Annotated in this window: 19 protein-coding genes; 10 read left to right on the forward strand and 9 right to left on the reverse strand. The window is 70.7% G+C overall.

Annotated features, from left to right (window positions below; genetic code table 11):
- Positions 1 to 66 precede the first annotated feature (66 nt).
- Entirely contained in the window at positions 67 to 501 is a 435-nt protein-coding gene (locus P2H44_RS11455; RefSeq protein ID WP_275764565.1) for an HNH endonuclease family protein, read from the forward strand.
- A gap of 413 nt (positions 502 to 914) precedes the next feature.
- On the opposite strand, the gene P2H44_RS11460 is transcribed toward P2H44_RS11455, so the two are convergent.
- The gene (locus P2H44_RS11460) at positions 915 to 1,436 is read right to left on the reverse strand and encodes a UvrD-helicase domain-containing protein (protein ID WP_345798998.1); all 522 of its coding nucleotides are present in this window, start codon (positions 1,434 to 1,436) and stop codon (positions 915 to 917) included.
- Between the two features lie 275 nt (positions 1,437 to 1,711).
- On the opposite strand from P2H44_RS11460, the gene P2H44_RS11465 reads away from it, so the two are divergent.
- The 8 genes from P2H44_RS11465 to P2H44_RS11500 are packed head-to-tail and all read left to right on the forward strand — an operon-like array spanning position 1,712 to position 10,626.
- On the forward strand, positions 1,712 to 1,894 hold the full coding sequence (locus P2H44_RS11465; protein ID WP_275763684.1) for a hypothetical protein: 183 nt from the start codon (positions 1,712 to 1,714) through the stop codon (positions 1,892 to 1,894).
- On the forward strand, positions 1,891 to 4,098 hold the full coding sequence (locus P2H44_RS11470; RefSeq protein ID WP_462976286.1) for a 4Fe-4S binding protein: 2,208 nt from the start codon (positions 1,891 to 1,893) through the stop codon (positions 4,096 to 4,098). Before P2H44_RS11465 ends, P2H44_RS11470 begins: the two co-directional genes overlap by 4 nt.
- A gap of 15 nt (positions 4,099 to 4,113) precedes the next feature.
- Positions 4,114 to 6,072 carry a TAT-dependent nitrous-oxide reductase gene (nosZ, locus tag P2H44_RS11475; protein WP_275763685.1) on the forward strand — a complete coding sequence of 653 codons (1,959 nt, stop codon included), beginning with the start codon at positions 4,114 to 4,116 and terminating at the stop codon, positions 6,070 to 6,072.
- Between the two features lie 4 nt (positions 6,073 to 6,076).
- Complete coding sequence (locus P2H44_RS11480; RefSeq protein WP_275763686.1) at positions 6,077 to 7,429, forward strand: nitrous oxide reductase family maturation protein NosD; 1,353 nt, start codon at positions 6,077 to 6,079, stop codon at positions 7,427 to 7,429.
- Complete coding sequence (locus tag P2H44_RS11485) at positions 7,404 to 8,288, forward strand: ABC transporter ATP-binding protein (protein ID WP_275763687.1); 885 nt, start codon at positions 7,404 to 7,406, stop codon at positions 8,286 to 8,288. The genes P2H44_RS11480 and P2H44_RS11485 overlap by 26 nt, the downstream gene beginning before the upstream one ends.
- On the forward strand, positions 8,288 to 9,130 hold the full coding sequence (locus tag P2H44_RS11490; RefSeq protein WP_275763688.1) for an ABC transporter permease: 843 nt from the start codon (positions 8,288 to 8,290) through the stop codon (positions 9,128 to 9,130). The genes P2H44_RS11485 and P2H44_RS11490 overlap by 1 nt, the downstream gene beginning before the upstream one ends.
- Positions 9,127 to 9,684: a nitrous oxide reductase accessory protein NosL gene (locus P2H44_RS11495; RefSeq protein ID WP_275763689.1), complete on the forward strand. Its 558-nt coding sequence runs from the start codon at positions 9,127 to 9,129 to the stop codon at positions 9,682 to 9,684. The genes P2H44_RS11490 and P2H44_RS11495 overlap by 4 nt, the downstream gene beginning before the upstream one ends.
- 18 nt (positions 9,685 to 9,702) lie before the next feature.
- Positions 9,703 to 10,626, forward strand: coding sequence for an FAD:protein FMN transferase (locus P2H44_RS11500; protein WP_275763690.1), 924 nt, complete (start codon positions 9,703 to 9,705; stop codon positions 10,624 to 10,626).
- A gap of 18 nt (positions 10,627 to 10,644) precedes the next feature.
- Here the strand turns inward: P2H44_RS11500 and P2H44_RS11505 are convergent, their stop codons facing one another.
- The 6 genes from P2H44_RS11505 to P2H44_RS11530 are packed head-to-tail and all read right to left on the reverse strand — an operon-like array spanning position 10,645 to position 15,017.
- Positions 10,645 to 11,235, reverse strand: coding sequence for a NapC/NirT family cytochrome c (locus P2H44_RS11505; RefSeq protein ID WP_275763691.1), 591 nt, complete (start codon positions 11,233 to 11,235; stop codon positions 10,645 to 10,647).
- Between the two features lie 3 nt (positions 11,236 to 11,238).
- Positions 11,239 to 11,694 (reverse strand): nitrate reductase cytochrome c-type subunit, encoded by a 456-nt coding sequence (locus P2H44_RS11510; RefSeq protein WP_345798992.1) that lies wholly within the window; start codon positions 11,692 to 11,694, stop codon positions 11,239 to 11,241.
- An 11-nt stretch (positions 11,695 to 11,705) separates the two neighbouring features.
- Positions 11,706 to 14,210: a periplasmic nitrate reductase subunit alpha gene (gene napA, locus P2H44_RS11515; protein ID WP_275763692.1), complete on the reverse strand. Its 2,505-nt coding sequence runs from the start codon at positions 14,208 to 14,210 to the stop codon at positions 11,706 to 11,708.
- Positions 14,211 to 14,229: 19 nt separating this feature from the next.
- Positions 14,230 to 14,544 carry a chaperone NapD gene (locus tag P2H44_RS11520; protein ID WP_275763693.1) on the reverse strand — a complete coding sequence of 105 codons (315 nt, stop codon included), beginning with the start codon at positions 14,542 to 14,544 and terminating at the stop codon, positions 14,230 to 14,232.
- On the reverse strand, positions 14,537 to 14,827 hold the full coding sequence (locus P2H44_RS11525) for a 4Fe-4S dicluster domain-containing protein (protein WP_275763694.1): 291 nt from the start codon (positions 14,825 to 14,827) through the stop codon (positions 14,537 to 14,539). The genes P2H44_RS11520 and P2H44_RS11525 overlap by 8 nt, the downstream gene beginning before the upstream one ends.
- Positions 14,828 to 14,834: 7 nt before the next feature.
- The gene (locus tag P2H44_RS11530; RefSeq protein WP_275763695.1) at positions 14,835 to 15,017 is read right to left on the reverse strand and encodes a periplasmic nitrate reductase, NapE protein; all 183 of its coding nucleotides are present in this window, start codon (positions 15,015 to 15,017) and stop codon (positions 14,835 to 14,837) included.
- 156 nt (positions 15,018 to 15,173) lie between these two features.
- Between P2H44_RS11530 and P2H44_RS11535 the strand changes: the two genes are divergently transcribed.
- Positions 15,174 to 15,842 carry a Crp/Fnr family transcriptional regulator gene (locus tag P2H44_RS11535; protein WP_275763696.1) on the forward strand — a complete coding sequence of 223 codons (669 nt, stop codon included), beginning with the start codon at positions 15,174 to 15,176 and terminating at the stop codon, positions 15,840 to 15,842.
- Positions 15,843 to 15,872: 30 nt separating this feature from the next.
- On the opposite strand, the gene P2H44_RS11540 is transcribed toward P2H44_RS11535, so the two are convergent.
- Both P2H44_RS11540 and P2H44_RS11545 read right to left on the reverse strand, forming a co-directional pair.
- Complete coding sequence (locus P2H44_RS11540; RefSeq protein WP_275763697.1) at positions 15,873 to 16,832, reverse strand: DMT family transporter; 960 nt, start codon at positions 16,830 to 16,832, stop codon at positions 15,873 to 15,875.
- 226 nt (positions 16,833 to 17,058) lie between these two features.
- A complete protein-coding gene (locus P2H44_RS11545; RefSeq protein ID WP_275763698.1) occupies positions 17,059 to 17,514 on the reverse strand; it encodes a PAS domain-containing protein in 456 nt (151 codons plus the stop codon).
- Between the last annotated feature and the right edge of the window lie 39 nt (positions 17,515 to 17,553).

Below are 17,553 nucleotides of genomic sequence, written 5' to 3' on the forward strand. Positions count from 1 at the left end.
CTGTCCAGCACCAAGCGAACCGCGCGATCGCGGACCTCAGGGGAGAACTTGTTCGTCGTCTTGCTCATGGGGCTCCATCCTACTCAGGAGTGGGAGCCTCCGGCAGACCCGGAGCGGTTCACCTGGGCCGCCAACGGCTGCAGGGTCCTGCACGGCCGCTGGTTCGACCCCTACACGAACCGCATCTACACCGAGGCCCGGGATCTCGACATCGATCATCTCGTGCCGCTGGCCTACGCTTGGTCAAGAGGCGCCGCCGACTGGAGCGCGGAGAAGCGCACGGCCTTCGCCAACGATCCCGCGAATCTGTTCGCCGTGCAGGCTTCGGCCAACCGGCAAAAAGGCGCCGCGGGGCCGGTGGAGTGGATGCCGCCCCATGAGGGGTTCCACTGCCAGTATCTTCTCCGCTTCGTGCGGATCGCGAAGTCCTACGGCCTGACCATCCCCAGTTCGGAGATGAAGGTCATCGACATCATGATGCAGAACAATTGCGGCGACTGAGCTGAGCGAGGACGGCGACCGGCCGACATGGCCGAAGGTCGCTCCCGGCCGCTCGCTCCTGATGTCGGCCGCTCGACGCAGAGACATGTCTGTCGCATGGCGCGACCGGTCCTTGACCCGGTTCTCCCCAATCGAGGCGGACCAGGAGCGCGCCTGGCTCTCCTGCGCGCCTTCGCTCCGGAGATCCCGGCCCGTTTGCCGATGCCGACCGTCTCGCGTCTTGGATCGAGCACTTGGTCGATACCTGATCGCGGCGACCATGCCGCTCGCGCGAGGCAAGAGGCTGCATGACGTGAGATCGGCTGGACTTGCTGGCGCGAGACCGGCCTCCCTTGGCCGCCGCCCCCCGATTTCTCAGTGGGCATGTCGGCCCGGACGCTGTTCGGAGCGTGTCGGCGGAAGAGGGCTGGCCGTCAACGACGGGTCGCTCTGATCAAGGGCGGCGCGATCTGGCGGCGCGATGTCTGCTGGTCTCGAGAGCGCCTCCAGGCTTGAGGAGAGCCTTTCTCATCCAGTGTGCGGCGCACCGCCCGGGCCTCCGGCGGGCCCGCCGCCCAGGCGTGCAGGTCGGCGGCCGCGAGCGTGCGGGTGGCGAAGTCGGCGACGGAGAAACGCGCCGGTTCATGAGCCACCGGCGCCAGGGCGTCGCTGCGCGGAATCTCGGCGCGGATCAGCAGATCCCGCCCTGCTCCCGAGACCAGCCGCAGCGCGGGCGAGCGGCCGGCGGCGAAGGCGTGCTCGGTCAGCAGCCGCTGGCCGAGACCGTGGATCGTGCCGACATAGGCCCGGTCGATGGCCTGCGCGTCCTCGACCCGGCCATGCTCCAGCAACTTGCTGCGCAGGCGGCCGCGAAGCTCCGAGGCGGCGGCCTCGGTGAAGGTGACGGCGAGGATCCGATGGGCGCGGATCTCGCGCGAGATGACCAGTAAGGACAGGCGCCGAGTATCCCGGCGCCCTTCTCAGGCGATCCGGGCGCTTGGACCGGCGACCTCCAGCGTGGATCGCGGATCCCGCCACGACGGCGCCCCTGCGATCCTCTCCGGGCGTCGCGCCAGCCTCCCAGTTTGTCCAAGCGCAACGTTCGCCGTTCGGCTGCGCGGTAGGTGGACCCATGACCTGCTCGCGCCCCGCCCTCCTGACCAACGACCTTCCTCGCCCTGGCCAACCCATCGCCGGGCGTGCGGATGCAGGGGAGGGGCGAGCCCGGGAAATGGACGCGACCGTCCGGATACGATTTCTGGTCGCCCCGCTGCCGACCCCTGCCGAGCCGCACATGCTCGACCGGGTCGCCCTTCGTCTGCCGCAACCGGCCTCCGCCAGGCGCCGGGCCGGCGCCGGCATTGCGCTCGGCGCCCGCGGCCCGTCCTCGCGCAACCGGGAGCTTGCGGCATGAGTTTTTCGATCCCTCGCCCCTGCCTAAAGGCGCCTGCCGCACGCCTGCTCCTGGCCGCGCTGCTGCTGATCGCGGGCTCGCTGGCCCCCGCCGCCGTGATGGCCGAGACCGTCCTCTCCCGCTTTCTGCCCCAGGTCGCGCCTGGCGATCTGGCCGAGGGCGCCGACGCCTTCGGCGCCCCGCGCGAGGATATCGCCGTCGCCCCGGTGCTGCGCGACGGAGAGCGGATCGGCTGGGTCTTCGCGACCTCCGACTTCGTCGGCACGACCGGCTATTCCGGCAAGCCGATCCACACCCTGGTCGCCGTCGACGACGACGCCCGCGTGCTGGGCGTGGACCTGGTCAAACACTCCGAACCCATCGTGCTGATCGGCATTCCGGAGCGCGAAATCCGCGAGATGGTCGCCGGCTATCGCGGCGCGAGCCTGGTCGAGGAGGCGGCCGAGCGCGGCTCGGCCCACGCGCTCGACATCATCTCGGGCGCCACGGTGACGGTGATGGTGATCGACGACTCGATCATCCGCGCAGGCCTCAAGGTCGCCCGGGCGCTCGGTCTGGGGGGGCTCGCCCCCGAAACCAGCGAGGGCCCGGTCCACGAGATCGACGAGAGCGCCGGGACCCCGGAGGAGTGGGTCAGCATGGAAGGCGACGGGACCGTGCGGCGCCTGTCGCTGGACGTGGGCCAGGTCAACGCCGCCTTCGCGGCGATGGACGATCCGCGCGCGGCCGCCCGCGCCCTGGCCGAGCCGCCCGAGACGACCTTCATCGACATCGAGCTGGCGCTGGTTTCGGTCCCCTCGATCGGCGCCTCGATCCTGGGCGAGGCCGAGGCGCGCAACCTCCGCGCCTGGCTGGGCGAGGGCGAGCATGCGATCGCGGTGGTCGGCCGCGGGCTCTATTCCTTCAAGGGTTCGGGCTATGTGCGCGGCGGCATCTTCGACCGCATCGTGCTGATCCAGGACGACGTCTCGGTCCGCTTCCGCGACCGCGACCACCGCCGCATGGGCCCCATCGCCGCCCCCGGCGCGCCCGACTTCGCCGAGCGGGACCTGTTCCGCATCCCCGCCGATGCGGGCTTCGACCCCACCCGCCCCTTCCGCCTGCAACTGCTGGTGCAGCGCGAGGTGGCCGCGATCGAGAAGGTCTTCACCACCTTCGAGCTCGGCTACCAGCTCCCCGCCCGCTACCTGCGCGCCGTCGCCCCGCCCGCCCCTGTGTCGCAGGCCGAGGATCCCAGCGAGGCCGAGGCCCAGTCCGCCCTGTGGAAGCGGATCTGGGAGGACAAGACGCTGGAGGTCGTGGGGCTGGGCGTCATGCTCGCCATCCTGACGCTGGCCTTCTTCTTCCAGATGCAGCTCACCCGGTCCGAGCGCGCCACGACAATCTTCCGCGTCGGCTTCCTGAGCGTGACCCTGGTGTTCCTGGGCTGGTATGCGAACGCGCAGCTCTCGGTCGTGAACCTGATGGCGCTGTTCGGGGCGCTGACCTCGGAGTTCAGCTGGCAGGCTTTCCTGCTGGATCCGCTGACCTTCATCCTGTGGTTCTCGGTCGCCGCGGCGCTGCTGTTCTGGGGCCGCGGGGCCTATTGCGGGTGGCTCTGCCCCTTCGGCGCCCTGCAGGAGCTGACCAACCGCATCGCCCGCAACCTCGGCGTGCCGCAGATCAAGCTGCCCTGGGGCCTGCATGAGCGTCTGTGGCCGCTGAAATACATGATCTTCCTGGGACTGTTCGGCGTCTCGCTGGCCTCGATCGAGCAGGCCGAGCACCTGGCCGAGGTCGAGCCCTTCAAGACCGCCATCGTCCTGAAGTTCGTGCGCGCCTGGCCCTTCGTCGCCTACGCCGCCGCCCTGCTGATCGCGGGCCTGTTCGTGGAGCGGTTCTACTGCCGCTACCTCTGCCCGCTGGGCGCGGCGCTGGCGATCCCGGCCCGCCTGCGGATGTTCGACTGGCTGAAGCGCTACCGCGAATGCGGCTCGCCCTGCCAGACCTGCGCCAACGAATGCATGGTCCAGGCCATCCATCCGACCGGCGAGATCAACCCCAACGAGTGCCTGAACTGCATGCATTGCCAGGTGCTCTACCAGTCGAAGGTCAAGTGCCCGGTGGTCATCAAGAAGCTGAACCGCAAGGCGCCGACCTCGGACCCGGCCGCGTATCTCAAGCGCAAGGCCGCGGTCGCCAACCACCCCAACGTGCATTCGTAACCGGAGGGACGAGAGATGTCCGACCACGATCGCAACGAAAGCGGCCTCAACCGCCGCGACTTCATGGGCGCGGGCGCGAGCCTGGGCCTCGCCGGCGGCTCGGCGCGGCTGGGCCTGCTGGGCGGCGCCTCGGTCGCGGCCGCCGGCGCCGCGGCCGGCGCGCCGAGCGCGGCCCGCGCCCAGGGCGCGGCCGGCCACGCCACGCCCGCGCCGGGCGAGCTGGACGAGTATTACGGCTTCTGGTCCTCGGGCCAGAGCGGCGAGATGCGGATCCTCGGCGTGCCCTCGATGCGCGAGCTGATGCGGGTGCCGGTGTTCAACCGCTGCTCGGCCACCGGCTGGGGTCAGACCAACGAGAGCCTGAAGATCCTGACCCAGGACATGCTGCCGGCGACGAAGGATTACCTCGCCGCCCAGGGCAAGACGGTCCACGACAACGGCGACCTGCACCACGTCCACATGTCCTTCACCGAGGGCAAGTACGACGGCCGCTTCCTGTTCATGAACGACAAGGCCAACACCCGCGTCGCCCGCATCCGCTGCGACGTGATGAAGCCCGACAAGATCATCGACATCCCCAACGCCAAGGCCATCCACGGCCTGCGCCCGCAGAAGTGGCCGCGCACCAACTACGTCTTTGCCAACGGCGAGGATGAGGTGCCGATGGTCAACGACGGCAAGACGCTGGACGATCCGTCGAAGTACGTGAACTTCTACACCGCCATCAACGCCGACGAGATGACGGTGGCCTGGCAGGTGATGGTCTCGGGCAACCTCGACAACACCGACGCCGACTACGACGGCAAGTATGCGTTCTCGACCTCCTACAACTCGGAAATGGGCATGACCCTGCCCGAGATGATGGAGGCGGAGATGGACCACGTGGTCATCTTCAACCTGCACGAGATCGAGAAGGGGATCGCCGCCGGCGACTACATCGAGCTGAACGGCGTGAAGGTGATCGACGGGCGCAAGGGACAGAACAAGAAATACACCCGCTACGTCCCGATCCCCAACAGCCCTCACGGCATCAACATGGCCCCGGACCGCAAGCACCTGTGCGTGGCGGGCAAGCTGTCGCCCACAGTCTCGGTGCTGGACGTGACGAAGTTCGATGCGCTGTTCGAGGACGACACGCTCGATCCGCGGTCCGTGGTGGTGGCCGAGCCGGAGCTGGGCCTCGGCCCGCTCCACACCTGCTTCGACGGCAAGGGCAACGCCTTCACCACGCTGTTCCTCGACAGTCAGGTGGTGATGTGGAACCTCGAGAAGGCCATCGCCGCCTACAACGGCGAGGCCGTGGACCCGATCCTGACCAAGAAGGACGTCCACTACCAGCCGGGCCACAACTCCACGACTATGGGCGAGACGCTGGAGGCCGACGGCAAGTGGTATCTTTCGATGAACAAGTTCTCGAAGGACCGCTTCCTCAACGTCGGCCCCCTGAAGCCGGAGAACGAGCAGCTGTTCTCGATCGACGGCCAGGAGCTGACGCTGGTCCACGACGGCCCCACCTTCGCCGAGCCGCATGACTCGATCCTCGTCCATCGCTCGGTGGTGAACCCGAAGTCGGTCTGGGACCGCCACGACCCGATGTGGGCCGACGCCCGCGCCCAGGCCGAGAAGGACGGCGTGGACATCGACGACTGGCAGGACACGGTGATCCGCGACGGCAACAAGGTCCGGGTCTGGATGTCGAGCCAGGCGCCCGAGTTCAGCCTGTCCCAATTCACCGTGAAGCAGGGGGACGAGGTCACGGTCTACGTCACCAACCTCGACGAGATCGACGACCTGACCCACGGCTTCACGCTGAACAACCATGGCGTGGCGATGGAGGTGGCGCCGCGGGCCACCGCCTCGGTGACCTTCACCGCCTCCAAGCCGGGCGTCTACTGGTACTACTGCCAGTGGTTCTGCCACGCCCTGCACATGGAGATGCGCGGGCGCATGTTCGTGGAACCCACGGGGGCCTGAGCCAATGCGCCGTCTCGTCCCCCTTCTGCTGGCCCTGATCCTCGTCGCCCCGCCCCTGCGGGCGGAGCGGGTCGAGGTCGCGCCCGCCCCCGGCGCGCTTTCCGCCGCGCTGGCGGGGGCGCGGGCGGGGGACGAGCTGATCCTGCTGCCGGGCCGTCACCACGGCCCGGCGGTGATCGCGGTTCCCCTCACCCTGCGGGGCGAGCCCGGCGCGGTGATCGACGGCGGCGGCGTCGGCTCGGTCGTGCGCGTCGAGGCGGCGGACGTCACCGTGCAGGGCCTGCGGATCGTCAACTCCGGCCGGGTCCACGAACCCATCGACGCCGGCGTCAGCCTCGGGCGCAAGGCGACGCGGGCGCAGGTGCTGGACAACGACCTGTCGGACAATCTGGTGGGCGTCGACATCCACGGCGCGCGCGACGCCCTGGTCGCCCGCAACCGGATCGAGGGCCTGCGGCTGGCCCGCATGAACAACCGCGGCAACGGGATCTACGTCTGGAACGCCCCCGGCGCGGTGGTCGAGGCGAACGAGGTCCGCTACGGCCGCGACGGCATCTTCTCCAACGTCTCCAAGCGCAACGTGTTCCGCGGGAACCTGTTCCGCGACCTGCGCTTCGCGGTCCACTACATGTACACCAACGACTCCGAGGTCTCGGAGAACGTGTCCATCGGCAATCACCTGGGCTTCGCACTGATGTATTCCGACCGGATCGTGGTGCGCGACAACCTCTCGATCAAGGATCGGGATTACGGCGTGATGCTGAACTACACGAAGGCCTCGGACATCTTCGGGAACTTCGTAACCGGAGGGGCGGAGAAATGCGCCTTCGTCTACAATTCCCACCAGAACCTGGTGGCCGAGAACACCTTCCACGGCTGCGCCGTCGGCGTGCACTTCACCGCGGGATCCGAGCGCAACACCTTGACCGGAAACGCCTTCGTCGCCAACCGCACCCAGGTCAAGTACGTGGGAACCCGCGACCTGGAGTGGAGCTTCGAGGGCCGCGGCAACTACTGGTCCGACCATGCCGCCTTCGACCTGGACGGCGACGGGCTGGCCGACGGCGCCTATCGGCCGACCGACGCCATGGACCGGATCCTGTGGTCCCAGCCCGCCGCCCGGCTGCTGCTGGGCTCGCCCGCCGTGCAGCTGGTGCGCTGGACCCAGTCGCAGTTCCCCGTGGCCCGCACCGGAGGCGTGGTCGACAGCCACCCGTTGCTCCATGCCCCGCTGCCCGACCTTCCCCCCGCCTTCGCGCGCATGGCCGCGGCCGAGCCCCTGTGGGCGCAGGAGCCGAGGACCGTCACGCAGGCCGAAACGGGAGACGATCATGCTCGCCATCAGCCATCTCGCTAAGGCCTATGCCGGCCGCCCCGCGCTCGACGACGTGTCGCTGAGCGTGGGCGCGGGCGAGCGGGTCGCCCTGCTGGGCCACAATGGCGCCGGCAAGTCGACGCTGATGAAGCTGGCGCTGGGCCTGCTGCGCCCCGACGCCGGCCGGATCGAGGTCGCGGGCCACGCCCCCGGCTCGCCCGCCGCCCGCGAGGCGACCGCCTACCTGCCCGAGAACGTCGCCTTCCACCCCGCCCTCACCGGGCGCGAGCAGATCCGCCACTTCCTCCGCCTGCGCGACCGCCCCGCGCGCGAGGCGGACGGGCTGCTCGAACAGGTGGGCCTCCGCGCGGCCGCCGGCCGCCGCATCGGGACCTATTCCAAAGGCATGCGCCAGCGGGTCGGCCTCGCCCAGGCGCTGATCGGCGCGCCGCGGCTGATGTTGCTGGACGAGCCGACCTCCGGCCTCGACCCTGTCTCCCGCCGCGAGTTCTACGCGCTGCTCGACGGCCTGGCGGCGGGGGGAACGGCGATCCTGCTCTCCTCCCACGCGCTGTCGGAGCTGGAGGCCCGAACCGATCGCATCGTGATCCTCGCCCGGGGCCGCAAGGTCGCCGCCGGCACGCTGGCCGAGCTTCGGGCCGAGGCCGCGCTGCCCCTGACCGCGATCCTGCGCGCCCGCCCCGGCGCGGCCGAGGCCCTCGCCGCCCGCTTCCCCGAGGCCGTGGCGGAGGGGGAGCGCCTGTCCTTCCCCTTCGCCGTCGCGGAGAAGCTGGCGGTGCTGGAGCGCATCGCCGCGGCGCGTGACCTGGTCGCGGATTTCGACCTGGCCGCGCCCAGCCTCGACGACCTCTATTCCCAGATCAGCCGGAGGGCCGCGTGATGTCTCCGTCGGGCGCCGCGAGGCGCATCCTCTCCACCGCCGCGCTGGAATTCCGCATCGCGCTGCGCAACCGCTGGGTGGCGGTGGCCTCGGCGCTCATGGTGGTCTTCGCGCTGGTGATCGCCGCCGCCGGCATCGGCGGCGCGCAGGGGCTCGCGGTGGATCCGCTGTCGGTGACGGTGGCGAGCCTGGTGTCGCTCGCCGTCTATATCGCGCCCTTGCTGGCGCTGCTGATCTCCTTCGACGCGGTGGCCGGCGAGGTCGAGCGGGGCACGCTGCCCCTGCAACTCGCCTATCCGCTGTCGCGCGGGGAGCTGCTGCTCGGAAAACTGCTGGCGCAGCTGGCCGCCCTGACGCTGGCGGTCGTGGCGGGCTATGCGGCGGCCGGGGCGGCGGCCTTCGCCGCCGGCGGCGCGGCGGCGGCCGAGGGGCTGCCCGCGCTGTGGCGACTGACCTGGACCACGGTGCTGCTGGGGGCGACGTTCCTGTCGCTGGGCCACGCGCTGTCCTGCGCCTCCCGCCGGCCCTCCGGCGCGGCGGCGATGGCCATCGGGCTGTGGCTGGTGGCGATCGTGCTCTACGACCTCGGGCTGCTGGCGGCGATCGTGGCCGACGACGGCGGCGCCTTCACCACGCGCATCCTGCCCTGGGCGCTGGCGCTGAACCCCGCCGATGCCTTCCGCATCCACAATCTCGCAGCCTCCGGCGCGGTCGAGGCCGCCTCCGGGCTCTCGGGCGCCGCGGCCTCCATCGCGGCGTGGAAACCGCTCGCCGCCCTGCTGGCCTGGCCTGTGGCGGCGGCGGGGCTCGCCCGCCTCGCCTTCGCAAGGGTGCAGCCATGAAAGCCCGCCTGTTCCTGCTTCCACTCCTGCTGCTGCCCGCCTGCAAGGAGGAGACAGCGGCCCTCCCCGCCCCGGTCCCGATCACCGCCGAGACGGCTGGCCACTACTGCCAGATGGGCCTGCTGGAGCACGAGGGCCCCAAGGGCCAGGCGCATCTCGAGGGCCTGCCCGCGCCCCTGTTCTTCGCCCAGGTCCGCGACCTGCTGGCCTATCTGCGCATGCCCGAGCAGAGCCACGCGGTCGCGGTCGCCTATGTCCAGGACATGACCGGCGCCAGCTGGACCGAGCCCGGCGCCTGGATCCGCGCCGACCGTGCCGTCTACGTCCTCGGCGCCGGCCTGCGCGGCGGCATGGGGGCCGCCGAGCTGGTTCCCTTCGCCACCGGCGAGGCCGCCGACGCCTTCGCCCGCGACCACGGCGGGGAGGTCCGCGGCTTCGACGCCATCGCCGCCGCCGACGTCCTCGCCCCCGAAGACCCGGCGCCGGACATCGCGCGGGCCGGGACCGACATGCGCCGCCGGCTCGACGTGTTGGCCGGGCGCGCCGCCAACTGATCGAGGGAGCGCCATTCCATGACCCTGTCCCGCCGCCGTTTCCTGACCATCGCCTCCGCCGCCTGCCTTGTCCCCGTCGCCGGCCGCGCCGCCAGGGCGCCGTTCCGCTGGCAGGGCGTGGCGCTGGGCGCGAAGGCGCAGATCGTGCTCGACCACCCGCAGGCCGAGCGCATCGCCCGCGACGCCCTGGCCGAGATCGCCCGGCTGGAGCGGGTCTTCAGCCTGCACCGCCCCGACACCGAGCTGGCGCGCCTGAACCGCGACGGGCTGTTGGAGGCGCCCTCCTTCGCGCTGCTCGACTGCCTCGCCCTTGCCCGGCGGGTGCATGGCCTGACCGGCGGCCGCTTCGATCCGACCGTGCAGCCCCTCTGGGCCGTGCTGGCCGAGGCCGGCGCGCGGGGCGAGGCGCCCGATCCCGCCCGCCTGGGCGAGGCCCACGCGGCGCTGGGCTTCGAGCGGGTGCGTTTCGACGCATCCGCCGTGGCGCTCGATCCCGGTCAGGCGCTGACCCTCAACGGGATCGCGCAGGGCTGGATCGCCGATGCCGTCGCCGCGCGCATGCGCGCGGCCGGCGTCTCCGACGTGCTGGTCGATACCGGCGAGATCGTCGTCATGGGGCATGCGCCCGACGGCGACGCCTGGCCCGTGAGGCTGGCGGGCGAGGCGCAGGCGCGGCGCTTCTCCGACCGGGCGCTGGCCACCTCCGCCTCGCTGGGCACGGTTCTGGATGGGGAGCGGCTGGGGCACATCCTCGATCCCGTCGGGGCCGCCGCGGCGCCCCGCCAGGTCTCGGTCAGCGCCCCGCGGGCGGCGCTGGCGGATGCGCTGTCGACCGCGCTGTGCCTCGTCCCCGACGCGCAGCAGGCGCAGGCGATCTGCGCCGCCGCCCCGGGCGCCCGGCTGGAGGCTTTCGCAGAGGTCGAGCCCTCGCCCGCCGGCTGAGGGCCGCCCGCGCGCCCCTCAGTTCCAGCCGTCGACCCCGGCCATGTCGGGCAGGCGGTGGGCGATGCCCTTGTGGCAGGAGATGCAGGTCTTCTCGCCGGTCAGCAGGAATTCCTCATGCGCGGCCGAGGCGCGGGGGTTCTGTCCGGTGAGGTCCATCGACTCCGCCGAATGGCAGTTCCGGCACTCCAGCGAGTCGTTGGCGTGCATCCGCGCCCATTCCCGCTTGGCCATCACCAGTCGGTGCTCGACGAACTTGTCGCGCGTGTCGATGGTGCCGAAGATCGCCCCCCAGACCTCCTTCGAGGCCTGGACCTTGCGTGCGATCTTGTGGGTCCACTCATGCGGCACGTGGCAGTCGGGGCAGCCGGCGCGCACGCCCGAAGGGTTGGCCCAGTGCGGGGTGGATTTCAGCTCCTCGTAGACGTTGTCGCGCATCTCGTGACAGGAGATGCAGAAGGTCTCGGTGTTGGTGGCCTCCAGCGCGGTGTTGAAGCCGCCCCAGAACATCACCCCCGCGACGAAGCCGCCGAGCGTCAGGAACCCGAGGCTGAAATGCACGCTGGGCCGGCTGATCAGCCGCCACAGGCGCAGCAGGAAGGCTTTCATGGCTCACTCCCCCGTGCGCGGCGCCAGCAGGGAGTCCACGTCCACGAAGGTGTTCTCGACCAGCGGGCGCACCTCCTGCTGGGAGACGTGGCACTGGGTGCAGAAGTAGCGGCGCGGGGTGACGGCGGCGCGGAACTGGCCCTCGCGGTCCATGAAGTGGGTGATCGAGACCATCGGCGCGCCGGATTCCTCGACCCGCGAGCGGGCGTGGCAGCTCAGGCAGCGGTTGGCGTTCAGGTCGACGATGTAGCCGGTGATGTCGTGGGGGATCGTCGGCGGCTGCTCGGGGTAGTTGCGCACGCGGCGCCCGGCGCCTTCCTCCCACTGCGCCATGGGGGGCGGGGTCGCCGTCTCGGTCGGGGGCGTGTCGCCGCGCAGGGTGGCGGCGACGGGGGACTGGGCCAGGGCCGGGGCGGCGAGGCCCAGGGCCAGCAGGACCGCAAGGAGATGACGGATCATGGCGGGCTCCCTCACGCCTTTTCCAGGCGGACGGCGCACTTCTTGAAGTCCGTCTGCTTGGAGATCGGGTCGGTGGCGTCGAGCGTCACCTTGTTGATCAGCTGGCTGGCGTCGAACCAGGGCACGAAGACCAGTCCCTTCGGCGGACGGTTTCGCCCGCGCGTCTCGACCCGGGTCAGGATCTCGCCCCGGCGCGAGACGATGCGCACTTCGGACCCCCGGCGCATATCCAGCGCGGCGGCGTCGTCGGGATGCATGAAGCAGACCGCGTCGGGGAAGGCGCGGTAGAGCTCCGGCACGCGTTCGGTCATCGAGCCGGAGTGCCAGTGCTCAAGCACCCGGCCGGTGGAGAGCCAGAACGGATATTCTTCGTCCGGGCTCTCGGCCGCGGGCTCGTACGGCAGGGCGAAGATCCAGGCGCGGCCGTCGGGCTTGCCGTAGAAGTCGAAGCCCGAGCCGGGGGCCGCGTAGGGGTCCGAGCCCTCGCGGTAGCGCCACAGCGTCTCCTTCCCGTCCACAACCGGCCAGCGCAGGCCGCGTTCCTCGTGGTAGCGCTCGAACGGCGCGAGGTCGTGGCCGTGGCCGCGGCCGAAGGCGGCGTATTCCTCGAACAGGCCCTTCTGGACGTAGAAGCCGAAGGCCTGGCTTTCGTGATTGCCGTAGTCGGGCGCCGTCTCCTCGAGCGGGAAGGCGTCGACGTTGCCGTTGCGGAACAGGACGTCGAACAGGGTCTTGCCGCGGGTCTCGGGCGCCTTGGCGATCAGTTCCTCGGGCCAGACCTCCTCGACCGTGAAACGTTTGGAGAATTCCATCAGCTGCCACAGGTCCGACTTCGCCTCGCCCGGCGCCGGGACCAGCTCATGCCACATCTGGGTGCGGCGCTCGGCGTTGCCGTAGCAGCCTTCCTTCTCAACCCACATGGCGGCGGGCAGGATCAGGTCGGCGGCGAGCGCGGTGACCGTCGGATAAGCGTCGGAGACGACGATGAAATTCTCCGGGTTGCGATAGCCGGGCCAGGTCTCCTCGTTCATGTTGGGCGCGGCCTGGAGGTTGTTGTTCACCTGGATCCAGTAGGCGTTGAGCTTGCCGTCCTTCAGCATCCGGTTCTGGAGCACGGCGTGGTAGCCGACCTGGTCGGGAATCGTCCCCTCGGGCAGCTTCCAGATCCGCTCGGCCATTGCGCGATGCTCGGGGTTGGTCACCACCATGTCGGCGGGCAGGCGATGGGCGAAGGTCCCGACCTCCCGCGCCGTGCCGCAGGCCGAGGGCTGGCCGGTGAGCGAGAAGGGCGAGTTGCCCGGGGTCGAGATCTTCCCGGTCAGCAGATGGATGTTGTAGATCAGGTTGTTGCACCATACGCCGCGGGTGTGCTGGTTGAAGCCCATGGTCCAGAAGGACGTGACCTTGATCTCGGGGTCGGCGTAGAGCTCGGCCAGCTCGATCAGCCGCTCCTCCGGCACGCCGGAGATCTCGGAGGCCTTCTCGACGGTGTATTCGGAGACGAACGCGGCGTAGTCCTCGTAGCTCATCGGCTGCGAGCCGTTCGCGTCGCCGGCGTTGGCGGCGGCCTGCTCCAGCGGATGCTCGGGGCGCAGGCCGTAGCCAATATCGGTGTTCCCGCGCCGGAAGGCGGTGTGCTTCGAGACGAAGTCCTCGTTCACCTTCCCGGTCTGGATGATGTGGTTGGCGATGAAGTTCAGGATCGCCAGGTCCGCCTGCGGCGTGAACACCATGGGGATGTCGGCGAGGTCGAAGCAGCGATGCTCGAACGTCGACAGCACCGCGACCTTCACATGCGGGGCCGACAGGCGGCGGTCGGTCACCCGGGTCCACAGGATCGGGTGCATCTCGGCCATGTTGGAGCCCCAGAGCACGAAGGCGTCCGCGGCCTCGATGTCGTCGTAGCAGCCCATCGGCTCGTCAACGCCGAAGGTGCGCATGAAGCCCGCCACGGCCGAGGCCATGCAGTGCCGCGCATTCGGGTCGATGTTGTTCGAGCGGAACCCCGCCTTGTAGAGCTTGGAGGCGGCGTAGCCCTCCCACACCGTCCACTGGCCGGAGCCGAACATGCCGACCGCCGTCGGCCCCTTCTCACGCAGGGTCTTCTTGAACTGCTCCGCCATCACGTCGAAGGCCTCGTCCCAGCTCACGGGCTCGAACTCGCCCTCCTTGTCGTAGGCGCCGTTCGTCTTGCGCAGCAGGGGCGTGGTCAGCCGGTCGCGGCCGTACATGATCTTGGAGAGGAAGTAGCCCTTCACGCAGTTCAGCCCGCGGTTCACCGGGGCCAGGCTATCGCCGTGTGTGGCCACCACCCGCTCGTCCTTGGTCGCCACCATCACCGAGCAGCCGGTGCCGCAAAACCGGCAGGGGGCCTTGGACCATTTCAGGTCGGTCAGCTCGGACTCCGTGACCAGGTTGGCGGCCTGGGCCGGCAGGGCGATCCCCGCGGCCGCGGCCGCCGCGGCGGCGGCTTGGGCTTTCAGCGCCTCGCGGCGCGTGATCTCGCGGTCGAGCATGAAGGTCCCTCCCTGGACGTCATCGGGGCGCGCGCCAGTCCGGCGAAAGGCCGGCCTGTCCCTCGGCGCGCGGTTCGGAGTGGTGGTAGACGAGCGCCACGCTCAGCACCCCCGGCAGGGCGGCGAGCGCGTCGGTCGCGTCGGCGAGGCCCCGGTCGCTGGCCGTCTCCAGCACCACGACCAGCTTGCCGACCGGGTCCATGGCGGCGATTTCGGCGTCGGAGCGGGCCTGAATGGCGTCCACGATCTCCGCCAGACGCTCCGGGCGCGCCTGCACGACAAGGCTGGAGATCACGCCGAGAGGCTCGGCGGCGGCGCGTTCGGGGTCAGGCATCGTCGGGGGGCCTTTGCTGGAGGCTCAGCGCCTCGACCGGGCAGACGCCCAGGCAGTCGCCGCAGCCGGTGCAACGGTCGGGATCGATGGCGATCTCGGCCCGCCCGCCCGGCAGGGGGCGGATGCGCAGGGCCGCGGCCTCGCAGCTCTCGGCGCAGCTTCGGCAGTAGACGCCGCGGGCGGCGAGGCACCCCTGGCCCACGACGGCCAGACGCGGCGAATCGGGCGCGGGCGTCGGCTCGGCCCCGCCCAGGAACGCCCTTCGGCTAAGGGAAACGCCCATGATCGCCTCAGCCCGGCGGTCCCGGAGGCCCGGCGATCATCTGGTAGATCCAGATCGCCAGTCCCAGCCCCCCGACGCCTGCGATCGACAGGCCGGGCACCAGGATGAAGGCCAGGAACAAGAAGGTCGACAGCTCGGAGATCCGGCTCGGCCGATCGACGGGGGCGCTTTGCGGCTGCGCTTCGGTCATGGCTGGGACTCCATGGCTGCTGCCGGAACCTTGCGGTAGACCCGGGCACGCTACCCGACGACTCGGACGCGCGCCTTGACGATCATCAAGCGCCAACACATCTGCGCGATCAACCCAAGGGGGAAATTTTTGCAAAAAGATTCGTCTCAGTTTGATATGGCCGACCGCGAAGCGCTGTTCGCCTGTCCGCTGCTCGCGGCTCTGCCGGCGGACGATCGCGACGCGGTGCTTTCGAGGCTTAGACGGGTCGAGGCGTCCAAGGGTCTGCGCCTGTTCTCCGAGGGCGACGAGGCGGCGGCCTTCTACATCGTGCTCTCCGGCTGGACGCGCCTGTTCCGAGCCGACGCGGGCGGCGCCGAGGCCGACGTCGGCCTGTTCGGCCCGGGCCAGTCCTTCGGCGAGGCGGCGATGTTCCTCGGCGGCCGCTTCCCCGCCTCGGCGCAGATGGCGGAACCCGGGGCCCTGGCGCGGATGGACCTTGCCGAGATGCGCCGGCTGCTCGACGAACGCCCGCGCCTGGCGATGGCGCTGATGGGCTCCCTGTCGCTGCACCTGCACGGGCTGGTGGGGCGGCTCGCGGCCATGCGCCTGTTCACGGCCGAGCGGCGGGCGGCGAGCTACCTGCTCGCCCGCGCGCAGGAGCATGACGAAATCCCCGCCCGCGTCCGCCTGCCCTATGACAAGGCCGTGCTGGCCGGCGCGCTGGGCATGGCGCCCGAGGCCCTGTCGCGCGCCTTCGCCGCCCTTCGCGCCCAGGGCGTCGAGGTCCGCGGCCGCGAGATCGAGATCCGCGACCCAGACGCCCTGCGCCGGATGCTGGACTGAGCGGTCGGCGCGGGACGGGCGCGCGCAGGGTCAGTTCCGCCCAGGGCCTGTGGATGCCTCGGGGCTGCTCGAGAGCCGCTCGCGATGCGCCACGTAGAGGCCCGAGCCCAGGATGATGGCCACGCCCAGCCAGGTCGCGGCGTCGGGAAAGTCTCCGAAGACCAGGAAGCCCATCGCTGTGGCGCCCAGAATCTCCAGATACTGGAAGGGCGCCAGGGCGCTGGCCTCGGTCCGCCGGAAGGCCTCGCCGATCAGGCTGAAGCTCAGCGCGGCGCACAGGCCCGAGGCGGCGATGGCCCACCAGCTCCAGCCGGGCAGGGAAGCTGGCGACAGCCGGATCTCTCCGAGCCCCGCCAGGGCGCCGACGGCCAGCAGCGAGACGCCGGCCGCGACCAGGGTCGCGCCGCATTGCAGCTCCAGCGCCGACGTATGGGCGCTGGCCTTGCGCAGCACGATCATGTTCAGCGCGTAGCAGGTTGCGGCGACGAGGGGCAGCAGCGTGACCGGTCCGAAATCGGCCCCGCCGGGACGGATCACGATCAACGCCCCCAGCAGCCCGACCGCCACAGCCGCCAGCCGGCGCGGCCCCGGCCTCTCGCCCAGCAGGGGGCCGGCCAGCAGGGTCAGCAGCAGCGGCTCGACGAAGAAGATGGCGAAGGCGTCGGCGATCGGCATCACCGCGAAGGCCGGGATCAGGCTGGCCAGCATCCCCGCGGTCAGGCAGCCGGAGGCCATGCTCGCCCGGGACAGCGCAGGCGAGCGCGCCCGGCCGCCCAGCAACCACCTCGCGGCAAGCAGGGCCGCCGCCTGGGCCAGCAGCCGGCACAGGATCACGGCCAGAGGATCCATCTCGGCCGCCAGCCGCTTCGACAGCGTATCGCCCAGCGGCGGCGGCAGCATCGCGCCGGCCATGCAGATGATGCCGGGATCGACGCGAACGCCCGATGCGGGCCGGCGGGAGGGACGCGCGAAACCGGGGACAGGGGTCATGGCCATGACTCCCTGCTCGAGCCCCGCTTGGACTGCGGGGTATCCGGGCGTTCAGGATCAACTCAGGGAGGGTCGCCTGCTGCTGGCGGGACGCGCCCCGCAGGCGATGGCAAAGCGCGACGCCATCGCGCTCTCAAGCCCGCCGATAGGCGCGGCCAAGGCGGGCCCGGTCGAGGCAGTGACCTACCGGGGGGGCGCCGACGCAAGACCGCCCCCCGTATCCGGATCAGCCGCGCCTGAGCTGCGCCAGCTCCGCGCGCAGGGCCTTGCGCTCGGCGAAGTCCTCGGTGACGTCGCGCATGATCGCCGCGACGCCCTGGATCTCGCCCGCCGCGTCGGTCAGCGGCAGGATCGAGAACTGCACCGAGATCGTGCGCCCGTCCTTGCGGATCGCGGGAACCGACAGCAGGTCGCCCGCGCCGTAGCGGGTGCGGCCGGTGCGCATGGTCTGGTCATAGCCCTGCCAGTGGCGGGCGCGAAGCCGCTCGGGCGTGATGATGTCGAGGCTCTCGCCCAGCGCTTCGGCTTCGGAGAAGCCGAAGATCCGTTCCGCCGCCCTGTTCCAGACCCGGATCGCGCCCTCGCGGTCGGAAACGATCAGCGCGTCGGACATCTCCGCGACGAGGCGGGCGCCGAGGGTCTCGGGGGCGAAGAGGTCGGCTGGGATCTGGTCCTGGCTCATCTGGGGGCTCCTTCCCTTGGATGCGGCCCGGTCTGCGCC

Source organism: Albimonas marina (assembly GCF_029223255.1).
In the GTDB taxonomy this organism is placed as follows: Bacteria; Pseudomonadota; Alphaproteobacteria; order Rhodobacterales; family Rhodobacteraceae; genus Albimonas.

Coding starts and splice junctions, on each gene's coding strand:
- P2H44_RS11455 (WP_275764565.1), top strand. CDS start 67: ATGGGGCTCCATCCTACTCAGGAGTGGGAGCCTCCGGCAGACCCGGAG.
- P2H44_RS11465 (WP_275763684.1), top strand. CDS start 1,712: ATGGACGCGACCGTCCGGATACGATTTCTGGTCGCCCCGCTGCCGACC.
- P2H44_RS11470 (WP_462976286.1), top strand. CDS start 1,891: ATGAGTTTTTCGATCCCTCGCCCCTGCCTAAAGGCGCCTGCCGCACGC.
- nosZ (WP_275763685.1), top strand. CDS start 4,114: ATGTCCGACCACGATCGCAACGAAAGCGGCCTCAACCGCCGCGACTTC.
- P2H44_RS11480 (WP_275763686.1), top strand. CDS start 6,077: ATGCGCCGTCTCGTCCCCCTTCTGCTGGCCCTGATCCTCGTCGCCCCG.
- P2H44_RS11485 (WP_275763687.1), top strand. CDS start 7,404: ATGCTCGCCATCAGCCATCTCGCTAAGGCCTATGCCGGCCGCCCCGCG.
- P2H44_RS11490 (WP_275763688.1), top strand. CDS start 8,288: ATGTCTCCGTCGGGCGCCGCGAGGCGCATCCTCTCCACCGCCGCGCTG.
- P2H44_RS11495 (WP_275763689.1), top strand. CDS start 9,127: ATGAAAGCCCGCCTGTTCCTGCTTCCACTCCTGCTGCTGCCCGCCTGC.
- P2H44_RS11500 (WP_275763690.1), top strand. CDS start 9,703: ATGACCCTGTCCCGCCGCCGTTTCCTGACCATCGCCTCCGCCGCCTGC.
- P2H44_RS11505 (WP_275763691.1), bottom strand. CDS start 11,235: ATGAAAGCCTTCCTGCTGCGCCTGTGGCGGCTGATCAGCCGGCCCAGC.
- P2H44_RS11510 (WP_345798992.1), bottom strand. CDS start 11,694: ATGATCCGTCATCTCCTTGCGGTCCTGCTGGCCCTGGGCCTCGCCGCC.
- napA (WP_275763692.1), bottom strand. CDS start 14,210: ATGCTCGACCGCGAGATCACGCGCCGCGAGGCGCTGAAAGCCCAAGCC.
- P2H44_RS11520 (WP_275763693.1), bottom strand. CDS start 14,544: ATGCCTGACCCCGAACGCGCCGCCGCCGAGCCTCTCGGCGTGATCTCC.
- P2H44_RS11525 (WP_275763694.1), bottom strand. CDS start 14,827: ATGGGCGTTTCCCTTAGCCGAAGGGCGTTCCTGGGCGGGGCCGAGCCG.
- P2H44_RS11530 (WP_275763695.1), bottom strand. CDS start 15,017: ATGACCGAAGCGCAGCCGCAAAGCGCCCCCGTCGATCGGCCGAGCCGG.
- P2H44_RS11535 (WP_275763696.1), top strand. CDS start 15,174: ATGGCCGACCGCGAAGCGCTGTTCGCCTGTCCGCTGCTCGCGGCTCTG.
- P2H44_RS11540 (WP_275763697.1), bottom strand. CDS start 16,832: ATGACCCCTGTCCCCGGTTTCGCGCGTCCCTCCCGCCGGCCCGCATCG.
- P2H44_RS11545 (WP_275763698.1), bottom strand. CDS start 17,514: ATGAGCCAGGACCAGATCCCAGCCGACCTCTTCGCCCCCGAGACCCTC.